This window comes from Streptomyces spiralis (genome assembly GCF_014654675.1).
Classification (GTDB): Bacteria; Actinomycetota; Actinomycetes; order Streptomycetales; family Streptomycetaceae; genus Streptomyces; species Streptomyces spiralis.
In genome coordinates this window covers 69,015-89,752 of sequence record NZ_BNBC01000037.1, presented here as the reverse complement: position 1 = coordinate 89,752, position 20,738 = coordinate 69,015, and the positions used below count along the sequence as shown (strand labels likewise).

Genomic DNA, 20,738 nt, shown 5'->3' with positions numbered 1-20,738 from the left:
TCAGGGGCGGGCCCGGAGCAGCGGAGTCAGATGAGTTCCAGCCCGCCGTCGACGGTGATCACCTGACCGGTCGCATGACGCCCGGCCGGGTCGGCCATCCGAAGGACCCAGTGGGCCATCTCGTCGGCGCTCGCGATGTGGTGCGTGGGGATACGGTCGCGCTCGTAGGCGTACATGTCGTTCGCGGCCTCCGGCGTGAGGCCGGCGTGCAGCATCACGTCGGTCCGGGTGGGACCGGGAGCGACGGAGTTGACACGAACACCTTCGCCGGCAAGCTCGAGGGCCCAGCTCCGCGTCATCTGCTCGATGGCCGCCTTGGTGGCCGAGTAGTGCGCGCCGCCCGCCATGGGGCGGTGGCCGTAGGTGCTGGAGAGGTTGATGATCGTTCCGGAGGTCCTCCGCAGGTGGGGCAAGGCCTCGTGGGCCAGAAGGCTCGGAGCGACGACATTGAGCGCGAGCAGATCGACGATCGTCTGCTTGTCGGTCTCCGCCAGCGACATGACCGCCGTGGCACCGGCATTGTTGATCAGATGGTCGAGGCGTCCCCACCGTTCCACGGCGGCGTTGACAACCTTGGCGGGTGCTCCGTCGGCGCAGATGTCGATCGCCAGGACGTCGATGTTGTCGTGCGCCGCGGCCGTCTCCTTCAACGGCTCCTCACGGCGCCCCACCCCGAGCACGTGTGCACCTGCCTCGGCGAAAGCGACGGCCGTGGCCCGGCCGATGCCGGATCCGGCACCGGTGACGATCGCAACATGGCCGGAGAAGGCCCGGTCGAGGGAGTTCGCAGGCATCAAGCCCTCTCCTTGTTCGATGTTCGTTGTACATAAAACACTATGGGCGGGTTCCCCGTTGTCGTCAAATGGGAACAGTGGTGTGACAGTCACAACCGAGGGGGAAACACCCCGACGACCCACACTGTCCCCACGCGCTCGCGACCGACCGTCACACGGTGGCTCCGGGCAGCTCCGGGCAAAGCGGTCAGGGGCCCGGGTACGAGGCCGGTGGCAGCGTGCGTTACAAGGCTCTACGGCGAGAGGTCCCGTGTCGAGGACTCACAGGTCGTCGAGTGCGGCGCGCCGAGCAGTGGCGTCGTTACGCCTGATCGTCGCGCTCGGTGACGTGTTCTCCGATGTTGTCGGTGACCACGGCGGACAGCAGTGCCGACAGGAGGCCGGGGAAACGGGCCTCGAGGGCGTCACGCCTCAGCTTCACATAGCAGCGCGTGCCCTCCTGGCGGGTCTGTGTGACACCCGCCTCGCGCAGCATCTTGAGATGATGACTGAGAGTGGACTTGGCGACGGGGGCGCTGAATTGCCCCCAGCCGCGCTCGGCACCATCGGACAGGATGCGGACGATCCCCAGCCGAGTCGGATCACTCAGCGCTCCCAGCAGACGCGGCAGTGCGATCTCGCTGTCGGCAGGTGACGAGTGGTCCGGCATGCCGACCATGCTACCGAGCGTTCGGCCCATGTCGAACATCGCTCGCGATCACGAACGCACCATCGGGGCCCTGGGCGGGTGGTTCAGGGGCCGGCTGCAGGAGGCGATGCACCTGGCCGGCGGGGACGAGCAGCTGGATGAGGCATTCCAGGTCACCGGTGCCGGCCGCGGTCCGGAACGCGGCGACCAGACGACGGTGGGACTCAGCGGGGACCGGCCGCTCGCGGTCACATCCGAGGCGGGCCTGCGCACGGTGGACCACCACCCGTGCGTTCTGGGCGCTGATCCGAAGCAACCCCGCCAGATCGGCATAGGCATAGTCGAAGCCCTTCCGCAGCAAGTAAACGGCCAGCCCATCCGGTGTCAGCCTCGCCATGAGCAGGGCCAGGGCCGCCTCGACCGCCACGGTCTGCTCCGCACGCAGCACCGGATCCTGGGCGGCCCGGTCACCGAGGTCGGCCAACAGCGGCTCGGCCGGCGTTTCGTGACGGTGCCGCGCGGACTGGACGACGTTGATCGCCAGACGGGTCGTGGCCGTGGTCAGGAACGCGGCCGGATTCTTGATCTCCACACGGTGGGTGAGCTGCCAGCGCAACCACACCTCCTGGACCACGTCTTCGGCTCCCGAGACGTCACCGAGGATCTGGTAGGCGATGCGGAACAGTCGTGTCCGCTGGGCGAGGAAGATGTCGAGGGCGGAGTCCAGGTCGTCTTCGCCCGGCCGGGCGACCGGGGGTTCGGTCGGCGTCGTCTTCTCCGGGCTGGGCGCGGACATGCGGGAACTCCTCTTCGTGGGCGGGCGCCCGTCCGGGGCGCTGTCTCCACCCTCGGCCCGAGGCACCGCTCACCGCGCCCTTGTCACCCATGGTCGAGTCCGTAGGGACCCCGTGGGGTCACCCGGGGGGCCCGCACCGGTCCTCAGCCGGATCGCACCGTGCCCTCGTCCAGGGTGTTCGTGGCCGGGGCGCTCGCGAGGGCACCCGGCAGCGCGCGACGTGAGTTGATACCGAGCTTCGTGTACACCTTCCGCAGGTGCCACTCCACGGTGTGCGGGCTGATGAACAGCTCCGCGCCGATCTTCGCGTTCGTCATGCCGTCGGCGGCGAGCGTCGCGACCTGCGACTCCTGGGGGGTGAGGACACTCGTCGGCCTGTTTTCCCTCGCCCTGACGTGCTCGCCGGTGGCGAGCAGCTCGCGGCGGGCTCGCTCCGCGAACGCGTGTGCCCGCATCCCGTCGAACATCTCGTGAGCGGTGCGCAGGTGCTCCCGTGCCAGCGAACGGCGGTTGCTGCGCCGCAGCCACTCGCCGTACAGCAGGTGGGTGCGTGCCACCTCCACGGCCACACTGCCGCGGCCGAACTCCTCGATCGCGGTCCGGTACAGACGGTCGGCCTCGTCACCGTCGGTGAGGAGAGCCTGGCTGCGGGCGCCGGCGCCACGGGCCCATCCGGAATCTGCGGCGCGAGTGAGTTCGAGCAGCCGGGCCAGCGAGGCGCGGGCCTGGTCGAGCTCACCGCACCGGGTGGCGGCCTCGACATGTTCGACGAGCGACAGGCCGGTGAAGTTGAACCCGTCGTGCTCGATGCCCGTGCGAGCAGCCTCCAGTGCCTCCTCGTAGCGTGCCAGGCCGTTGAACAGTACGCCTTGGATGTAGCCCATGGCGCCCAGCAGGGACACCTCCCCGCGTTGCTCGGCGCTCTGCCGGGCTTCTTCGATGATGCCGGCGGCGACGTCCGCCTCGCCTCGCCATGCGGCCAGGACGAGCGTCGCGTACTTGTGCGGGGCGTGGCCGGTCGCGGCGGCGAGCGCGTCGGCTTCGTCGATCATCCGGGCTGCCTCGGCGAAATCACCGTAGTGGATGTGCACCCCGCCGGCGTAGATGAGGGCCGGCGGCAGCGCACCGAGCGCTCCGATGTCGCGGGCCAGGCGCACCGCGCGACTCGACAGCGCGTCCCACGCGTGCAGGTCCCAGGCGTAGTGAATGAACGCCTCCAGCGCGACCGGGACCAGCAGAAGCCAGCGCACGGTCGCCTCACGCGTGCCGAGTTCCTCGTGCGTGAGCAACTCCAGTGAGGCGCGCAGCGCCGGGACACCGGTCTCACACCCGTCCGCGAGGAGCGCGGCCACACCGTCCAGAAGCAGGTCGGCGGCCTTGGAGCCCGAGGAGGGCGCCCCGGACCCGCGGGCCGCGATCGCGGCGGCGCGGGCACCTGTCGGACCGTGGACCCGGCCGGCGAAAATGGTCGCGCTGATCGCCTCCAGGTACGTCTCCCGCGCCAGTGGTGACCCGGCGGCAGTGAACTGTGCGGCGGCCTCGAGGAGCAGAGGTGCCGCCTCGTCGCTGCGGCTGAGGGCGAACAGGATCCTGGCCCGCAGGCGCGCCAGGCGGGCGCGGTCCAGAGCGCTCAGGGGACACAGTTCGGCCACCGTCGCAAGCTCCGTGGCCCGATCGGGGGCGGCTGCCGAGAAGTGGGCCTCGGCGGCCGCGAGAGCTCGGCGTCCTCGCGACCATCGATCCGGCGTCACCTCGGCCGCACGCTGCAGCAGGACCGCCTCGGCCGCGATACCGCCGCGCTGCCGCGCACGGTCGGCAGCCTGCTCCAGCCCCGCGGCGACCTCCTCGTCCGGCCCGTCGGCGGCCTGGGCGGCGTGCCAGGCTCGCCGGTCGGGGTCCAGGACCGGGTCCGTGGCCTCGGCCAACGCCCGGTGCACCGCTCGGCGTTCTTCGGGCTCGGCTCCGTGGTAAACCGCCGAACGCACCAGCGGATGCCGAAACCGTACGGACTCGCCGAACTCGATCAGGCCGGCCGCCTTGGCCGGTGCGGCATTGGGAGTGATCTTGAGAGACGCGGCTGCGTTGGCCAGCAGGCACGCGTCACCGACCGGTTCCGCCGCGGCGATCAGCAGCAGCGTCCGGGTCGCCGCCGGCAGCTGACCGAGCCGGCTGACGAAGTCCCGTTCGACACGGCTCGCAACAGGCCCCTGGACGCTCCGGAAAGCCGACGAGTCCAGGCCGTACGCCAGCTCGGCGGCGCTGCGGCCGCGGGAGAATTCGAGCAGCGCGAGTGGGTTGCCGTGCATCTCGGCCACGAACCGGTCCCGGACCCGCTTCTCCAGCCGCCCGCCGACGGCGGCCTCAAGGAGCTCTCCGCCCGCGACGGAGTCGAGACCGCCGAGCCGCAGTGCCGGCAGACCCTTGAGCGCATCCTGTCCCTCGGGGTCGCGTACCGCGAACGCCATCGCGACGGCCTCGGCGAGCAGTCGCCGGGCCACGAACTCCAGGGTCTGCAAGGACACCTGGTCCAGCCACTGAGCGTCGTCGACCAGGACGAGCACCGGTCGGCTCTCCGAGGCCCTGGTCAGCAGAGTGAGTACGGCGAGGCCGACCAGGAAGCGGTCGGGCGGGTCTCCGGCGGCCATCCCGAACGCCACGCGGAGGGCGTCGCGCTGGGGTTCCGGCAGCTCGTCGAGCTCGTCAAGGAACGGTGCACACAGTTGGTGCAGGCTCGCGTAGGGGAGCTCCATGTCGGCCTCGATGCCGTGCGCCCAGGTCACCTTCACCCGTGACGCCTGCGCGGCCACGTACTCCAGAAGTACCGACTTCCCGATTCCGGCCTCGCCACGGACCACGAGTACTCGTGGCCCACCTTCGCGCAGCCCGGCCAGCAGGTCGTCGAGCGCCGCGCACTCGCGATGCCGGCCGACCAGTTCGGGAAGCGGGCTGGCGATCATACGTCGCGGCTCCTTGGGGGAATCCGGGGATGCGAGGCCCCCACAATGGTTGTCGGGGCGATCTCACAACGATACCTGGGACAACCCACACACCTTGTGTCGCAATGTTGTGACAGAGTCCACTCCGAAAATTGTTCAGACGCTGTCACACACGAGGCCGCTGTCTTGTCGACCACTGCCTATGATCTCGCCCGTCCGCTGTTGCAGGAGGTCCCATGTCTTCGCTCGGACACCAGCTCGCCACGTCCGTTCTCGTGGTGGGAGCCGGTGGGTCAGGCCTCCGGGCGGCCATCGAAGTCGCCGAGGCCGGCATCGCGGTCATCGCGGTGGCCAAACGCGCGGCCGACGATGTCCACACCGTCACGACATCCGAATGTTTGGCTGAGGCGTCGCCCACCACCGGGCCCGGGGACACATGGGAACGGCACATGGCCGATACCTTGCGGGAAGGGCGCTTGCTGGCCGACCCACGCACCGCCGAGGTCGTGGCCCGCTACGCGAGGCAGGGATTCCACGACGTGGGGCGCTACGGGATGCGTCTCGACCGCCAGGGCTACGGCGGGAACGCCCGGCGCCAGTTCGGCGATTCGTACCGCCATGCCCCTTTCACCGGCGATTACACCGGTCTCGAGGTGCGACGAGCGCTCCGTGAACGCGCCGAGCAGCTCGCCGTTCCCGTCCTGTCGAACGTGTACGTCACCCGGCTGCTGGTCGACGACGGGACGGTCTTCGGTGCCTATGGATTCGATCTCGTCGACGGCTCGCGCTACCTCGTGCACGCCGACTCCGTGATCCTCGCGACCGGAGGACACACGCGCATCTGGCGGCGTACGTCGTCGCGTCGAGGCGAGAACACCGGGGACACCTTCCGCCTCGCCGTCGAGGCCGGTGCCCGGTTGCGCGACCCCGAGCTGGTGCAGTTCCACCCCTTCGGGCTGATCAGCCCGGAGAACGCGGCCGGCCTGCCCGTCAGCGAGGCGGCACGCGGAGAGGGCGGGGTCCTGCTCAACAACCTCGGTGAGCGGTTCATGACGCGCTACGACGCCGAGCGGATGGAGCTCTGCAGCCGGGACAGGGTCGCGCTGGCGTCCTCCACGGAGATCAGGGAGGGCCGCGGCACCCGGGCCGGCGGCGTGTGGCTCGACCTGTCCCACCTGCCGCGTGAGACGGTCCTGACGCGGCTGCCGCGGGTGCACCAGACGCTGTTGGACCTGCAGATGCTCGACATCACCCATGACCCGATCGAGGTCGCGCCGACCGCGCAGTACTCCATGGGCGGTGTCTGGGTACGGCCCGAGGACCACAGCACCGATGTCGACGGGCTCTTTGTGGTCGGGGAGGCGGCCAGTGGTCTGCACGGCGCGAACCGGCTGGAGGAGAACACGCTGATCGAACTACTCGTCTACGGCCGGATCGCCGGCCGGGCCGCTGCGGAGTACTCGGCCAGGCTCACCTCCCAGCAACGGTCGCCGGCGGCGGTTCGCACCGCGGAGGCGGACGTGAACCGGCTCGTGGCCGCCGACGGCGACCAGAGCGTCCGCGCGCTGCAACGGTCGGTGCGCCGCCTGATGACGGATCGCGCCGGTGTCGCCCGGGACGAGGCCGGGCTCGCCGCCGGGCTGGCCGAACTCGACGCGATCGAGGCCCGCATGGCGTACGTGGGCGTGCACATCGACATCGGCGGCTACCAGGACCTCGCGTACGCCTTTGACCTCAGGTCCGCCGTTCTCGCCGCTCGCGCGACACTTCTGTGCGCGTTGGAGCGGCGGGAGACACGGGGCTGTCACAACCGGTCCGACTACCCCGATGCCGACCCCGACCTGCAGGTCAATCTGGTGTGGTCCCCGACGACCGGGGTGCGCCGGGAATCCGTACCGCCCATCCCCACCGCCATCGCCGAGCTGATGCACGAGGTCCCGGCCGACGTGCGGCTGCCCGAGTAGGTGTCCGGGGAGCCAACGGGTGGGCTCCCTTCGGCGAGGACGGCACCGTCTTCGGCCAGGGCGTCATCGAAAGCTGCAGCGCCACGCTGCTCACGGCCTGCCCGGTACGGACGTTCCCTCGGCGTTCGGCAGAAGGGCCAGCAGGCGGAGGTTGGTGTGGCTCTCGATGCCCGGTGTCGCGGTGTAGACGACGAGCCGCTGGGACTGGTCGGGGTCGACCAGCGTCTGGCAGTGCAGTTCCAGCGTCCCGACCTGGGGGTGCCGGAAGCGTTTGGTGGCGCAGTACGGCCCCAGTACGGGGCGCTCGCGCCAGATGCCGGCGAACTCGGGGCTCTCCCTGTTCAGCGTGTCCACGAGCTCGGCGACACGCGAGTCGCCGCCGTCGCGGATGTAGGCGCCATGAAGGTCCGCCACCATCAGACGGCTCTGCTCGGCGTGGTCGTCCTCGGGGTGGACCATGCGGGCGACCGGGTCGGTGAACCAGCGGTAGTGGGCACTGCGTGCCGGCCCGGTGTAGGCCGTCTCGTCACCGAACAGCGCCACCGCCAGGCGCGTCTGTCTCAGTGTCTCGCCCAGGTGGTTCATCACTTGGGCGGGGGTGTCCTCCAGCCGGTCCAGGATCCGCATCATCCCCGGGTTGATGTGGTCCCCGCGCCACACCCGGCGAGGCAGGGCGTGGCCGGCGAGTTGGAAGAGAAGATCGCGCTCCTCCAGTGACAGGTGCAGTCCGCGGGCCATCGCGGCGAGCATCTGTTCCGATGGGTGGGGACCTCGTGGCTGTTCGAGCCGGCTGTAGTAGTCCACCGACATGTCGCAGAGTGCCGCGACCTCCTCGCGGCGCAGCCCGCCGGTACGCCTGCGGCGCCCGCGGGGCAGCCCGACGTCCTCCGGCTGGAGTGCCTCGCGGCGCGCCCGCAGAAAGGCCGCCAGTGCTGCCCGGTCTGCCATGGCTGTCCTTTCTCACGGGACGGTGCCGTCCCCGACGGGATCGCCGGTCCGTGGACGTCCGGAACCGGCGTGCGGGAGGGACGCGCCGCCTCCACCGCGGCTTTCACGACGTACCGACCATGTGAGCAACGCGGCCGGGACCACTCATTCCCCGGGAACAGTGTGCCGTCCCGCACGCCCTCGCGAGCGGAGGGACGGTATCCCTGACGGTGTCGGCGGCCGCGCGAGCGGGCGTCCCTCCACGGCCGCTCGGCCCCGGGAGGAGAGTCGAGGTCCCGGCTCGCCTCCCGGGGTGACGGTGCCGCGGTGCGTCAGCGGGTGATCGCCTTAATCTCGAGGAACTCCTCAAGGCCGGCACGGCCCATCTCCCGGCCGTTGCCGGACTGCTTGTACCCGCCGAACGGGGCCTGGAAGTTGTGCTGTCCCCCGTTGACATCGACCTGGCCGACGCGCAGGCGCCGGGCGATCGCCACGGCGTGGTCCTCGTCACCGGTCACCGCACCGCTGAGTCCGTAGATCGTGCCGTTGGTGATCTCCACGGCGTGGTCGTCGTCGACGTAGGGGATGACGACGAGGACAGGGCCGAAGATTTCTTCCTGGGCGATGACCGACTCGGGGTCGACGTCGGAGAAGATCGTGGGCTTGACATAGGCACCGGTCTCGAAGCCCTCCGGCCGGCCAGGGCCGCCGACCACGAGCGTGGCGCCGTCGGCGATGCCACGCCGGATGTAGCCGTCGACGCGCCGGCGCTGGGTCTCCGAGGCGAGCGGGCCGATCCGTGTGCCCTCGTCGGCGGGGTCACCGACGACGTACTCCTCGGCCGCGTCCCTGAGCTTGTCGACCACGGTCTGCTGAAGGCTCTCGGGCACGAGCATGCGCGCGTAGGCGCCGCAAGCCTGACCGCCGTTGGCCCAGGCATAAGCCAGTCCGCGACGGACCGCGAAGTCCAGGTCGGCCTCGGGGAGGACGATGTGGGCCGCCTTGCCGCCCAGTTCGAGTGCGACGCGTTTGACCGTGCCGGAGGCGGCCACGGAGACGCTTCTCCCGGCGCGGGTGGACCCGGTGAAGGAAATCATGTCGATCTTCGGATGCCCGGAGAGTGCCTCGCCTACGACCGGGCCGGTGCCCTGCACCACGTTGAACACACCGTCCGGGAGACCCGCCTCGGTGGCGATCTCCGCGAACATCCGGGCGCTGAGGGGGCTGTTCTCCGAGGGCTTGAGGACGACGGTGTTGCCCGCCAGCATCGCGGGGACGACCTTGGTCACCAGTTGCTGCAGCGGGAAGTTCCACGGTGTGATGGCCCCCACCACGCCGATGGGCTCGTGGATGACGAGCGAGTTCTCGACCACCTCCGTCCACTCGAACCGCTCGGCCGTCGTGATCGCGGCCAAGGTCGACGCAACCGGGAACCCCACCTGCGCCCGTCGGGAGAAGCCGATCGGGGCGCCCATCTCCAGGGTGATGGTGGCGGCCAGTTCCTCGGAGTGCTGCTGAAGGCCCTCGGCCAGGCGGTGCATGACGGCCGCACGATGCCGCGGAGACGTCGACGCCCATCCTGGGAATGCGGCGAGCGCGGCGTCCACCGCCTTGTCCACGTCCTCGGTCGTGCCCTCGCGCACCGCGGCGATCACCGATTCGTCGGCGGGATTCACCACGTCGATCAACTGCCCGGAACCCGGGAGAGGGCGGCCGTCGATCCAGTGGGACGGAGTGGGGAAGGGAACCGCAGGGTTTTCGTTCATGTGGCCAAGCGAACATCGGTCGTCGCCAGGCATCCATGCCTTCCCATGCCCATGATCCGCGTCACTTGCATGCCGTGCCGCGGGCGGTCCGGACCGGACGGTCGTACTCAACCCGTCGGCGCTGCTCAGGACGTTGCTCAGGATTACGGCGATGCCTCTCGTGATGTTGTTATGCTCCCCGCGTGCGGGGGTCAGGATGAGTGGGGACGGTCCGGAGCGGCTGCGAGGCAGGCGCCGCGAGTTCGATGCGCTCGAAGAACTGGTCTCGGAGGTGGAGGCAGGGCGCAGCGCCGTACTGGTCCTTCGCGGTGACGCCGGAATCGGGAAGTCCGCTCTGCTGGATCACCTGGCGGCACGCGTCGGGCACCGCATCGCCCGTGGGGCAGGTGCCGAGTCGGAGATGGAGCTCCCGTTCGCAGGACTGCATCAGTTGTGCGCCCCGTTCCTCGGACGTCTCGGCTCCCTTCCGCCCCCACAGAGAGAAGCGCTGGCCACGGCGTTCGGACTCAGCACGGGACCCCCTCCGGACCGGTTCCTGGTCGGTCTGGCCGTGCTCGGGCTGCTGACGGAAGTGGCTGCCGAACAGCCGCTGTTGTGCCTCGTGGACGACGCGCAGTGGCTCGACCGGGTCTCCGCGCAGACGCTGGCGTTCGTGGCGCGACGGATGCTCGCCGAACCGCTGGCACTGGTCTTCGCCTCCCGTGAGCAGCAGGGACGCGACGATTTCACCGGCCTGCCCGAGCTGACGCTCGACGGCCTTGACGACACCGACGCCCGCGCGCTTCTGGATGCGGCGGCAGACGGGCCGATGGACGAGCGCATCCGCGATCGCATCCTGGCTGAAGCACGCGGCAATCCCCTCGCGCTGTTGGAACTCCCGCACGACCGTATCGGGGCGGAGCCGGCCGATGGGCTCGACCTGCCCGGTCCCGGACCGGTGACCGACCGCATCGAGCGCAGCTACCTCGCGCGGGTCCGCTCGCTGCCGGCGGCGACGCAACGACTGCTGCTGACCGCCGCCGCCGAGCCGATCGGTGACGTGACGCTGCTCAGACGTGCCGCTGAGCGACTGGGCATCAGTCCGGCCGCGGCGGGCCCGGCGGTGACGGCGGGGCTGCTCGACGTCCGGGCTCTGGTGCGCTTCAGGCATCCGCTCCTGCGCTCCGCGATCTACCGGTCGGCCGGGCTCGCCGAGCTGCGGGAGACCCACCGCGTCCTGGCCGAGGTGACCGACCCCGACCTCGACCCCGACCGCCGCGCGTGGCACCTGGCGCGGGCGACGCTGCGGCCGGACGAGTCGGTCGCCGCCGAGTTGGAGTCCTCGGCCGAGCGGGCGCTGGCGCGAGGCGGCACCGCCGCGGCGGCCGCGTTCCTCGCACACGCGGCCGTACTGACGCCTCACCCACGGCGCAAGGCGACGCGTGCCCTCGCCGCAGCTCAGGTGAAGCTCCGCGCCGGTGCGCCCGCCGCGGCGCGCGATCTGCTGGCGCTGGCCGGGAGCGGCGACCTGGACGAACTCGGTCGCGCCCGCGTGGATCTCCTCCAGGCCCAGATCGCCTTCGCCTCCAGTCGCATCGACGAGGCGCTCCCCTTGCTGCTGGCCACCGCTCGGCGCCTGGTGCCGCTCGATGCCGGTCTGGCTCGCGAATCCTTCCTGGAGACCCTGTCGGCCGCCATGTTCGCCGGGCGCCTCGCCTCCGGCACGAACGTACGCGAGGTGGCGGCGGCCGCACAGAAGACGTCACCACCCGCGACGAAACCGCCGCGCAATGCCGATCTGCTCCTGAACGCCTTGGCCACCCGGTTCACCGGCGGCTACCGCGACGCGGTCGCCGCCTCGCGCGACGCGGTGCGCGCCTTCCGCCGGGAGACCGACCCGGAGGAGGTTCTGCGCTGGTCCTGGCTGGCCTCGGCTCTGGCGGCCGAGATGTGGGACGACGAGGGCTGGACGGAACTGGCGACACGCCATGTGCGGACCGCCCGCACCGTCGGAGCGCTGACCGAGTTGCCGCTCGCGCTCAACTCGCGCGTCGTCGTCCACACATACGCCGGTGAACTGGACGCGGCGGCGCTGCTCATCGCGGAGATCGACCGGCTCCAGGAGGCGGTCGGCAGCAGCTTCGCGGCGTACGGCACGATGACACTCGCCGCTTGGCGGGGACGCGTACACGAAGCCGCCCCGCTGATCGAGGCCAGCATGGAAGATGCCCTGAACCGCGGTGAGGGCATCGGCGTGGCCGTCGCGCGCCGAGCCGGAGCCGTGCTCCACAACGGTCTGGGGAGATACGAGGAGGCGTTCGACGCGGCCCGACTGGCGAGCGCGCATCCACAGGACCTGGCCGCGGCCAACTGGGGACTGGTCGAACTGGTGGAGGCCGGAGTACGCAGCGGTCGCGTCGACGCCGCCGAGGCCGCACTGGTCCGGCTGACCCGCACCACGGACGCCGCCGCCACGGACTGGGCGTTGGGCGTCCAGGCGCGCTCCCGGGCGCTGCTCAGCCAGGGGGACGCGGCCGAAGAGCTGTACCGCGAGGCGATCGAACGACTCGGACGCACTCGGGTCGCGGCAGAGTCGGCCCGGGCGCATCTGCTGTACGGGGAGTGGTTGCGGCGAGAGGGCCGTCGTGCTGACGCCCGGGAGCAGTTGCGCGAGGCGCACGCCCTGTTCACACGGTTCGGCGCTGGTGCGTTCGCCGAGCGCGCCGTCCGCGAGTTGCGGGCCGCCGGCGAGACGGTGGCCCGTCGTGACGGTACCGCCACGACGACACTCACCGCCCAGGAGACGCAGATCGCGCATCTGGCCCGGGACGGGCTCACCAACCCCGAGATCGGTGCCCAGTTGTTCCTCAGTCCGCACACCGTGGAATGGCACCTGCGGAAGGTGTACGCCAAGCTCGGCATCGCCTCCCGGCGGCTCCTGCGAACGGCCCTGTGACCGACACCTCATCGGCGAAACGCACGTGACGGCCTTCCGCGGGAGCCCGCGCGGGGGAGGGCGGTCACCGACTCGTGGGCTGTGCGACGTCGCCGAGGAGGACCTGCTCCAAACGGGCCATGTCCCCTGTCTGTGCGGCCGCGAGGAACGCCTGTACGAACCGGCGATGCGTGACGGAGTCCACGGACTGCCGCCGGCGCTGTGCGCGGAGGCGCTGCTGCGCACGTGTGACCTGCTGCCTTGAGTTGACGACGCTGAGGTGCAGGAGCCCGGCGATCCGGTCGTAGGGGTACCCGAAGCCCTCCCGCAGGATGAATGCGGCGCGCTGCCGGGGTGTCAGCGTCTCCAGCAGCAGGGCGACCGCTCGCTCCACAGCGTCCTGCCGCTCGGCCACCGCATCCGGAGTGACATCGGGGTCCGGAGATTCCGGAAGCCACGGGGTGGCGCAGTACTCCCGCCGTCTGCGAGCCGACTGGAGCACGTTGATCGCCACTCGGACGGTGATCGTCCGGAGCAGCGCCGGCGGGCTGTGCACGGCTGTGCGGTCGGTGCCCTGCAGCCGCAACCAGACTTCCTGAAGGACGTCTTCGGCTTCGCCGGCGTTGCCGAGGATGGCACAGGCGATGTTGATCAATGAAGGCCGAGCCCGCACGAACACGGACACCGCGTCCTCCAGATCGTCGATCGTCGAGGTCGCCGCGCAGCCGTCCGGTACAAGCGAGGGCCTGGCTTCCATCAGGTGCGTGTTCAAGGTCGGCTCCTCCCCTGGGTGGGTCAGCGGCCTCGAATGCCGCTGCGACCAACCTCGCGCGCCGGCGCGGCGACCGCGCCATGGAGAACCCGTGGGCGGCTGCGTGGTGGTGCCCTGGTGATGCCGTGGTGGGACCGTGGCCGAGATCCGCCATGGGGACCGGATGGCATCGCACTCCCCCGAGCCGGCCTGTCACAGGCTCGTACGCTGCTCGGTCTGTGCAGAAGAGGGATGAGAGACACCATGGCCCCCGCACCTCGGCCGAGAGGAACATCCATGACCACGCGCATCGTGTCCATTGCCGAAGGCAGGCGGCTCACCCGCTCCGTCGCGATCGGCACGCACATACTGACGGCCGACGAACCCGAGCCCATCAGCAGCGATGCGGGTCCCACCCCAGGAGAGCTGCTTCTGGCCGCGCTCGGGTCCTGCACTTCCATGGCCGTCCGGGCCCTGGCGGACCGACACGGCTGGCCACTCGACCGTATCGACGTCGCCGTACGGTTCGGGGACCAGGGACGCATCGTCAAGAACGTCGGGCTGACCGGTGACCTGGAGCCGGCTCAACGAGAGCAACTGCTGGCAGCCGCCGGACGCTGTCCCGTTCACCGCCTGCTGACCAGGGAGGTCACGATCGTCACCGTACCCGCTCTGCTGGCGGAACCGTGACTGCTGAGGGTTCGGCGAACTGTGACTGGAGTACGGATCGCCCACGGTGGCTGGACACGCCCGGAACCCGGGCGGGTCAGGGTGTGGTTGCCATGCCTTCGAGTTGCACCGAGCCGATCTCTTTGCGGGAGGAGATTCCCAGCTTCACGAAGACCTTTCGCAAATGCCACTCGACCGTGTGGGGGCTGAGAAACAGCCGGGCGGCGATCTCCGGGTTCGTGAAGCCTCCCTGGGCAAGTCGCGCGATCTCAGCCTCTTTCGCAGTGAGAACCACCGGCGTCACCGAGGCGCGTTTGCGTACCTTCACTCCCGCGGCCTGCAGCCCCAGTCGCGCGCGCTCCGCGAACGCTTCGGCCCCGGCTTCGCCGAGCATCTCGTATGCCTCGCTCAGTTGCGAACGAGCATCCGCCTGTCGATCTTCCAGGCGTAGCCACTCGCCGTAGCGGAGCCGAGCCCGGGCGCTGTCCATACGGGTTTCCGCTGTGTCGAGCTGCTCGATCGCTTCCCGGTGCAGGACATCGGCGGCCTGCCCCTTGCTCACCAGGGCACGGGTGGCGGCGGAGATGCCGAGGGCCCAGGCGGTTCTGCTGACCTGGGCCATCTCCTCGATCGTCCGCACAGCCCTGGCCGCACGCGCGGTCCGCCCCAGTCGTACGGCCGCTTCGACGAATTCCACCCGGGACTGGATGGACAGTCCGAGTTCCTGCGGGTTCTCGCATCCACGCTCGGCGGAGTCGTAGGCCTCTTCGTACCGGCCGAGGCCGTTGCAGAGGACGGCCGCCGCCCACTGGGTGGCCGTTGTCACCTTGCCCTCGTCCCGCAGGAGGCGATCCTGCGTGACGGCTTCGATCGCCTGCCGAGTCGTGGACTCCCGTCCCTTGAAGGGCTCCACGACGAGTGCCCCGTAATGCGCGAAGAAGCTGCTGCCCGTGGCTTCACCGATCGCGTTCGCTTCCACGGCAAGGGAGTCGGCGCCGCGGAGGTCGCCGGCGAACACCCGGTTCGACAGGCGCAGAAGGAGGGCCGAGGGCAACACGGCGAGCGTTCCACTGCCGCGAGATAGGTCGACCAGCCGCGCCGAGAGCTCGGACCAGGCAGCGAAGTCCCAGGTGCTGTGTGCCATGCGGCACACGAGCGGAAGCCACCCCAGACCGTCCTCCCGTGAGAGCTCTTCCGTCCGGAACGCGGCCACGGCCTCCAGGAGGAGCGGCGCACCCACGGAGTATCCCTCGGTGATCACCCGTGCCAGACCGGTCAGGAGGAGACCTTCGCGGCTCGCGGTGTCGACGTGGCCCGGCACACTCAGCATCGCCTCGGCGACGTCGCGGACCCCGCCCGTGGCCAGCCGGCCCGCGGTCAGGGCCGCGTAGATCGCGTCCCGGTAGGTCCGGCCGGCGAGTTCGGAGTCGAACGGTTGGAGCCGCCTTGCCGCTTCGAGCAGCAGCGGCAGCCCGGCGCTGGCACTCTTGGCCGCGGACATGACCTGTCCCCGCAGCAGGGTCGCCTGTCCGGCTCCGACCTCGTCGAGGTGGCTCAGTTCCGCCGCATCGACCAGTTCCCGCGCCGCATCGAAGGCACCCGCCTGGTACTTGGCCTGCGCCGCGGCCAGTGCCCTGGCTCCGCGGCGTACGGGATCCGGAGTCAGTTCGGTGGCTCGTTGCAGGAAGGCTGCCGCCGCCGCGATCCCTCCGCGCGCGTGCGCCCGGTCGGCGGATCCCTCCAGTTCGGCGGCCACGGCCTCGTCCGGTCCCATCGTCGCGCTCGCCAGGTGCCACACGCGGCGTTCGGGATAGCGGCTCGCGTCGATCGAGTCGGCCAAAGCTCTGTGCACGCGCCGACGTTCCTCGATGCCGACAGCGCGGTAGGCCGCGGAGCGAACCAGCGGGTGGCGGAAGCGTACCCACGTGCCGAGCGTCATCAGGCCGGACGCCTCGGCGTGGGACATGGCGGTGTCCACGGAGATTCCCAGGCGCTCGGCAGCCTGCCGCAGCAGGGCCACGTCACCGACCGGCTCGGTAGCGGCGATGAGCAGCAATTGTTGTGCCTCCGCCGGAAGTGACTGGATCCGGCGGAGGAAGCCTGCCTCGATCTGACTGGACAGCGGCCGGTCCGTGGGTCCTCCGAATCCTCCGGCCATTTCGACGGCGGTCAGGCCTCGCGGCAGTTCCAGCAGAGCCAGCGGATTGCCGCGCGTCTCGGCGACGATGCGGTCCCGCACACGCTGGTCGAGCGGGCCGGCGACGACCGAGTCGAGGAGTCTGCGGGATTCACGCTCGTTCAGTCCACGCACAGGGAGCTCCGGCAGATCGGCGAGAATCTCGCGGGAGCCGGACTCGCGGACCGCCAGGACGAGCAGAACCGATTCGGCAAGCAGCCGACGAGCGACGAATTCCAGGGTCTGGGCCGACACACGGTCCAGCCACTGTGCGTCGTCGACCAGGCAGAGCAACGGCTCGTCGCCGACGGCCCCGGCGAGCAGACTCAGGGTGGCCAGGCCGACCAGAAACCGGTCAGGCGCGTCACCGACCTGCATCCCGAACGCCGTGCGCAAGGCGTTCCGCTGCGGCTCGGGAAGTTCGTCCAGACTGGACAGCAGCGGAGCACAGATCTGATGCAGCCCGGCGTAGGAGAGCTCCATCTCGGACTGCACGCCGGCCGCCCTGACGACGCGACATTCGGTGGCCCGGTCGAGCAGGTAGTTCAGCAGCTCGGTCTTCCCGATCCCCGCCTCACCGCGCACCACCAGGACCCCGCTTCGCCCGGCCCTGGCCTGCGCGAGCAGGTCATCGAGGGCCTGGCACTCATTCCTCCGCCCGATGAGCCCCGTCCGCGCTCCGCCCCTCGCCATGGCAGCCTCCCGGCTGCCACGATACCCCGGCGTTCAATGTCTGGGACCTGGCTCAAACCAGCTGCTCGCCGTTCCACGGCATCGTCAGGGATCACTCGATCCGGCCCCTTCCCTTCCAGTTCGTCGCCATCTGCCACCCGCGTCCGGGCCGGGGCGCGAATGGCCGGAAGCCGCCGCGACGGACCTGCGCGGCAGCGCGGCGACGCGTTGTCTGATCAGGCCACCGATGCCACGACGACCGCCGTGCACACGAACGTCACCACGGTGATCACGGCCGTGGCGATCAGCGTCCCTCGCAGCCATCGCCCGAACCGGATGTGGTTCGCCGCCTCGACTGCGCCGACGCTGTCGGCGACGTACTCCGTCACCATGCGGGCCATGTACTTCTGTTCCTCGAGATACCACAGCTCGATATCCCTCTTCTGTTCACGGGTCAGCCCGACCGCCTTCTCGGTGAAGGCGGCCACGCGCCGGCGAGCAGTACTGAGATGAGCCTCCCGGTACAGATAGGCCTCCAGGTCGATCAGCCCACGAGCCGCCTGCTTGTTCGTATTCATGATGCGCTCCCAGAATCGGTGGCCCGGCGCTCGGAACGCGGACCGCCGGTTCGATGGTTCTCCGGGCGGTCCGGTGCGCCGAGCGCCGGCCGCTCAGCCCGTCGCCTGTGCCGCCTCGTTGATCAGGCGCGCGACATCACCGGGACGCGAGACGCTGACGGCGTGGGAGGCGGAAACGCTCACCACCGTTGCCCCCGCCCGATCGGCCATGAAGGTCTGTGCCTGCGCCGGGATGTTCCGGTCCTCGGTGGCCACGAGAACCCAGGACGGGACGTTCTTCCACGCCGGGGCGGAGGCACCCTCCGCCAGCGCGACATCGGCCACGGGCCGCTGAGTTGCAGCCATGATCGCCGCGGTCTCTTCCGGGACGTCGGCAGCGAACTGCTGGTGGAACTTGCTCCTCTCGATGTAGAGATCGGCGACCTGACCCCCGTCGGGCAGTGTGATCGACACCGGGTGGAGCGCCTCCCCGAGGGTGCTGCCCGGGAACTTGCCGGACAGGGTGACCGCGTTTTCGCCTTCGTCCGGCAGGAAGGCCGCGACGAAGACGAGCGCCTTGACGTTGTCGAGTCCCCTCGCGGCATTACTGATGACCGAGCCACCATACGAGTGGCCGACGAGGACCACGGGGCCGTCGATGGAGGCCACGAGTTGTCTGACGTACTCGCTGTCCCCGGCCAGTCCGCGCAGCGGATTGCTCGCGGCCACCACCGAGTAGCCGTGGGATCGGAGCCTGTCGATGACGCCGTTCCAACTCGAGGAGTCCGCGAACGCGCCGTGGACAAGGACGATGGTCGGTTTCTGCGCACTCATTGAAGAGGCCCTTCGTTCTGAATTTCCGGCGGCGAGGTATCAGCCGGTGCCGAGGGCCTTGCGCAGGACCTGGATGGCCTGCTCGATCGCCGCGCTCGAGGCCTGGGTTCCGCGAACCGGATTCAGCATCATGAAGTCGTGCAGGGTGGCGTTGTAACGGATGCTCGTGGTCGGCACGCCGGCCTGGATCAGCTTGCGGGCGTACGCTTCGCCCTCGTCGCGCAGTACGTCGTTCTCGTCGACCACGACGAACGCCGGCGGCAGGCCCCGGAGGTCTTCCAGGGTCGCGCGCAGCGGGGAGGCCGTGATCTGGTCCCGCTCGGCCGGGTCGGTGGTGTAGGCGTTCCAGAACCACTCCATGGCCTTCGCGGTCAGGTGCGGTCCATGGGCGAAGGTCCGGTAGCTCCCGGTGTTTTGTCCCGCGTCGGTGACGGGGTAGTACAGCGACTGGTGCAGGAAGGTCACGTCGCCGCGCTGCTTGGCCATGTGAGTGAGGGCTGCGCTCATGTTGCCGCCGACGGAGTCACCGGCAACGACCAGACGGGAGCCGTCCAGTCCTTCTTCGGTGCCCTTGGTGGTGACCCACTGGGCGGTGGCGTACGCCTGCTCGATGGCGACGGGGTACTTCGCTTCGGGGGAGCGGTCGTACTCGACGAAGACCAGGGCCGCCTCGGCGCCTACGGCCAGTTCACGCACCAGACGGTCGTGCGTGCCGGCGTTGCCGAGAATCCAGCCGCCGCCGTGCACGTAGAGGATCACGGGCAGGACACCGGTGCTGCCGACGGGCTTGACGATGCGGACCCTCACGTCGCCGACCTCGGCGGGGACAGTGACCCACTTCTCGTCCACGTCGAGCTTTTCGATCGGCCCGGACTGAACATCGTCGAGCAGCTTACGGGCGCCCTCGACACCGAGTTCGTACAGCAGCGGCGGCTTGGCGGCCGCGTCGGCGAATTCCTGCGCGGCGGGCTCGAGAATGATGTCACTCACGGCATCTCCTGAAAGGCGGTCGCTTGGGGAAGACTTTCGGCTTATGAGACCGGGCCGGGAGTCGATGTGTGACACGCCGGGGAAAAACGGCACGGAATTTCTCGGCTGAGGATCCTTCCGGCGCTGCTGTTCCTGCCCGTCGCGCTGAGCCACGTCCCGAAGTGCGCCACGTCCCGAAGTCCCCGGCCGGGCCCCCGGCTGTCACAACGGCGGATGCCCACCGGTCTCGTTGTAGAGAGGACCGCTGCTCAGCGGTTCGTGCCGGCGCGTCATCACGCGCCCGTCGCAGGAAAGGATCCAGACATGTCGTACCCGTACCCGGAGCAGAAGTACTGGGGAGAGGACGGTGAGGTCAGCGCCGTCTTCCGACCGGCCACCACACCGCCGGACATCGGTGAGAGCGGTACCGGGAAGGACGCCACCCACTATCTGGCGACCACTGGTGTCACGCGGGGTGAGTTCGGGCTGTACCGGGTGGAGATGCGGCCCAGGGCGGGCGGTCCCAAGACGCATTTCCACAAGAGGATCTCGGAGTCGTTCTACATCCTGGACGGCACTGTGAGCGTGTTCGACGGTGTGCAGTGGATCGACGCGCGCAAGGGAGACTTCCTGCACGTGCCCCAGGGCGGGCTGCACGCCTTCCGGAACGACTCCGACGCTCCGGCCGACATGCTGCTCCTGTTCACCCCGGGCGCCCCGCGCGAGGAGTACTTCGAGCAGGTGTCGCAACTGGCGCACGCCTCGGAAGAGGAGCGGGCCGCGTTCTTCGACAAGCACGACTCGTACTTCGTGGAGTAGGAGACACCGTCCGCCGCCGTGGGGCGGCGGACGGCATCCCGACTTCCGGGGTCAGGCCGTGGGTCGCGGTGCGCGCAGGTGGGCGCGCTCCTTGAGCTCCTCCTCGTCGACCAGCTCCAGCATGGGCTTGCCGGGGGCGCACATCATGGTGACGACGAATTCGGTCCTCTCGTCGGTGAGGGCGTTGCCGTCCTGGTAGTGGATGGCATCGCCACCCGGCTCCCAGAAGGTGCCGCCGGCCTCGACGATGCGCTCGGGCTCGCCCTCGAGTTCGAAGCGGACCGCGCCCTTGATGACGTAGCCGAACGCCGGGCCGGAGTGGCGGTGCGGCGGGGTGCCGGGGTCACCGGGCTCCCACTGGACGTGGATGGTCATCGCCGAGGCACCCTCGGGAATGGTGATCGGCGAGGCGTCCTGGAGCATCTTCGCCGCTCGGGTCCAGCTCGGGCCGTCCTCGCCGCCGGTTCCGTGACCGTGCCCGTCGTGGCCGTGGTGGGCGTGCTGTGAGTTCTCCGACACTGAGTCGCACCTTCCGTGGTTCCACCGTGTCCGGGCGGCACATCGTC

Annotated in this window: 16 protein-coding genes; 4 read left to right on the top strand and 12 right to left on the bottom strand. The window is 69.9% G+C overall.

The window, feature by feature from the left end:
* Window positions 1-26: 26 nt before the first annotated feature.
* From IE318_RS31210 to IE318_RS31195, 4 genes are all read right to left on the bottom strand, one after another.
* Window positions 27-794, bottom strand: coding sequence for an SDR family NAD(P)-dependent oxidoreductase (locus IE318_RS31210; protein WP_189905714.1), 768 nt, complete (start codon window positions 792-794; stop codon window positions 27-29).
* Between the two features lie 301 nt (window positions 795-1,095).
* Window positions 1,096-1,443 carry an ArsR/SmtB family transcription factor gene (locus tag IE318_RS31205; protein ID WP_037870175.1) on the bottom strand — a complete coding sequence of 116 codons (348 nt, stop codon included), beginning with the start codon at window positions 1,441-1,443 and terminating at the stop codon, window positions 1,096-1,098.
* Window positions 1,444-1,453: 10 nt separating this feature from the next.
* Complete coding sequence (locus tag IE318_RS31200; protein ID WP_189905712.1) at window positions 1,454-2,218, bottom strand: sigma factor; 765 nt, start codon at window positions 2,216-2,218, stop codon at window positions 1,454-1,456.
* Window positions 2,219-2,361: 143 nt separating this feature from the next.
* Window positions 2,362-5,175 carry a helix-turn-helix transcriptional regulator gene (locus IE318_RS31195; protein ID WP_189905711.1) on the bottom strand — a complete coding sequence of 938 codons (2,814 nt, stop codon included), beginning with the start codon at window positions 5,173-5,175 and terminating at the stop codon, window positions 2,362-2,364.
* Between the two features lie 215 nt (window positions 5,176-5,390).
* Between IE318_RS31195 and IE318_RS31190 the strand changes: the two genes are divergently transcribed.
* On the top strand, window positions 5,391-7,118 hold the full coding sequence (locus IE318_RS31190) for an FAD-binding protein (protein WP_189905709.1): 1,728 nt from the start codon (window positions 5,391-5,393) through the stop codon (window positions 7,116-7,118).
* A 90-nt stretch (window positions 7,119-7,208) separates the two neighbouring features.
* Here IE318_RS31190 and IE318_RS31185 read toward each other — a convergent pair whose 3' ends face one another.
* Window positions 7,209-8,066, bottom strand: coding sequence for a helix-turn-helix transcriptional regulator (locus IE318_RS31185; protein WP_189905707.1), 858 nt, complete (start codon window positions 8,064-8,066; stop codon window positions 7,209-7,211).
* Between the two features lie 311 nt (window positions 8,067-8,377).
* Entirely contained in the window at window positions 8,378-9,811 is a 1,434-nt protein-coding gene (locus tag IE318_RS31180; RefSeq protein ID WP_229903846.1) for an aldehyde dehydrogenase family protein, read from the bottom strand.
* 196 nt (window positions 9,812-10,007) lie between these two features.
* On the opposite strand from IE318_RS31180, the gene IE318_RS31175 reads away from it, so the two are divergent.
* Window positions 10,008-12,746, top strand: a complete 2,739-nt coding sequence (locus IE318_RS31175) for a helix-turn-helix transcriptional regulator (RefSeq protein WP_189905704.1) — start codon at window positions 10,008-10,010, stop codon at window positions 12,744-12,746.
* 64 nt (window positions 12,747-12,810) lie between these two features.
* Here the strand turns inward: IE318_RS31175 and IE318_RS31170 are convergent, their stop codons facing one another.
* Entirely contained in the window at window positions 12,811-13,497 is a 687-nt protein-coding gene (locus IE318_RS31170) for a sigma-70 family RNA polymerase sigma factor (protein ID WP_189905702.1), read from the bottom strand.
* Window positions 13,498-13,773: 276 nt separating this feature from the next.
* On the opposite strand from IE318_RS31170, the gene IE318_RS31165 reads away from it, so the two are divergent.
* Window positions 13,774-14,166: an OsmC family protein gene (locus IE318_RS31165; protein ID WP_189905700.1), complete on the top strand. Its 393-nt coding sequence runs from the start codon at window positions 13,774-13,776 to the stop codon at window positions 14,164-14,166.
* 76 nt (window positions 14,167-14,242) lie between these two features.
* Here the strand turns inward: IE318_RS31165 and IE318_RS31160 are convergent, their stop codons facing one another.
* The 4 genes from IE318_RS31160 to IE318_RS31145 form a co-directional block, all read right to left on the bottom strand.
* Window positions 14,243-17,014: a helix-turn-helix transcriptional regulator gene (locus IE318_RS31160; protein WP_189905698.1), complete on the bottom strand. Its 2,772-nt coding sequence runs from the start codon at window positions 17,012-17,014 to the stop codon at window positions 14,243-14,245.
* Window positions 17,015-17,229: 215 nt separating this feature from the next.
* Window positions 17,230-17,571, bottom strand: coding sequence for a hypothetical protein (locus IE318_RS31155; RefSeq protein WP_189905696.1), 342 nt, complete (start codon window positions 17,569-17,571; stop codon window positions 17,230-17,232).
* Between the two features lie 93 nt (window positions 17,572-17,664).
* A complete protein-coding gene (locus IE318_RS31150) occupies window positions 17,665-18,384 on the bottom strand; it encodes an alpha/beta fold hydrolase (protein ID WP_189905694.1) in 720 nt (239 codons plus the stop codon).
* A 39-nt stretch (window positions 18,385-18,423) separates the two neighbouring features.
* Window positions 18,424-19,374: an alpha/beta hydrolase gene (locus tag IE318_RS31145; RefSeq protein ID WP_189905693.1), complete on the bottom strand. Its 951-nt coding sequence runs from the start codon at window positions 19,372-19,374 to the stop codon at window positions 18,424-18,426.
* A gap of 303 nt (window positions 19,375-19,677) precedes the next feature.
* Between IE318_RS31145 and IE318_RS31140 the strand changes: the two genes are divergently transcribed.
* Window positions 19,678-20,172 carry a cupin domain-containing protein gene (locus tag IE318_RS31140; protein WP_189905691.1) on the top strand — a complete coding sequence of 165 codons (495 nt, stop codon included), beginning with the start codon at window positions 19,678-19,680 and terminating at the stop codon, window positions 20,170-20,172.
* 51 nt (window positions 20,173-20,223) lie between these two features.
* Here IE318_RS31140 and IE318_RS31135 read toward each other — a convergent pair whose 3' ends face one another.
* Window positions 20,224-20,691, bottom strand: coding sequence for a cupin domain-containing protein (locus tag IE318_RS31135; RefSeq protein ID WP_030181595.1), 468 nt, complete (start codon window positions 20,689-20,691; stop codon window positions 20,224-20,226).
* Window positions 20,692-20,738: the final 47 nt, after the last annotated feature.

Bases quoted from the DNA above. Each gene is read 5' to 3' on its own strand.
- IE318_RS31210 (WP_189905714.1), bottom strand. From the start codon at position 794: ATGCCTGCGAACTCCCTCGACCGGGCCTTCTCCGGCCATGTTGCGATC.
- IE318_RS31205 (WP_037870175.1), bottom strand. From the start codon at position 1,443: ATGCCGGACCACTCGTCACCTGCCGACAGCGAGATCGCACTGCCGCGT.
- IE318_RS31200 (WP_189905712.1), bottom strand. From the start codon at position 2,218: ATGTCCGCGCCCAGCCCGGAGAAGACGACGCCGACCGAACCCCCGGTC.
- IE318_RS31195 (WP_189905711.1), bottom strand. From the start codon at position 5,175: ATGATCGCCAGCCCGCTTCCCGAACTGGTCGGCCGGCATCGCGAGTGC.
- IE318_RS31190 (WP_189905709.1), top strand. From the start codon at position 5,391: ATGTCTTCGCTCGGACACCAGCTCGCCACGTCCGTTCTCGTGGTGGGA.
- IE318_RS31185 (WP_189905707.1), bottom strand. From the start codon at position 8,066: ATGGCAGACCGGGCAGCACTGGCGGCCTTTCTGCGGGCGCGCCGCGAG.
- IE318_RS31180 (WP_229903846.1), bottom strand. From the start codon at position 9,811: ATGAACGAAAACCCTGCGGTTCCCTTCCCCACTCCGTCCCACTGGATC.
- IE318_RS31175 (WP_189905704.1), top strand. From the start codon at position 10,008: ATGAGTGGGGACGGTCCGGAGCGGCTGCGAGGCAGGCGCCGCGAGTTC.
- IE318_RS31165 (WP_189905700.1), top strand. From the start codon at position 13,774: ATGACCACGCGCATCGTGTCCATTGCCGAAGGCAGGCGGCTCACCCGC.
- IE318_RS31160 (WP_189905698.1), bottom strand. From the start codon at position 17,014: ATGGCGAGGGGCGGAGCGCGGACGGGGCTCATCGGGCGGAGGAATGAG.
- IE318_RS31155 (WP_189905696.1), bottom strand. From the start codon at position 17,571: ATGAATACGAACAAGCAGGCGGCTCGTGGGCTGATCGACCTGGAGGCC.
- IE318_RS31150 (WP_189905694.1), bottom strand. From the start codon at position 18,384: ATGAGTGCGCAGAAACCGACCATCGTCCTTGTCCACGGCGCGTTCGCG.
- IE318_RS31140 (WP_189905691.1), top strand. From the start codon at position 19,678: ATGTCGTACCCGTACCCGGAGCAGAAGTACTGGGGAGAGGACGGTGAG.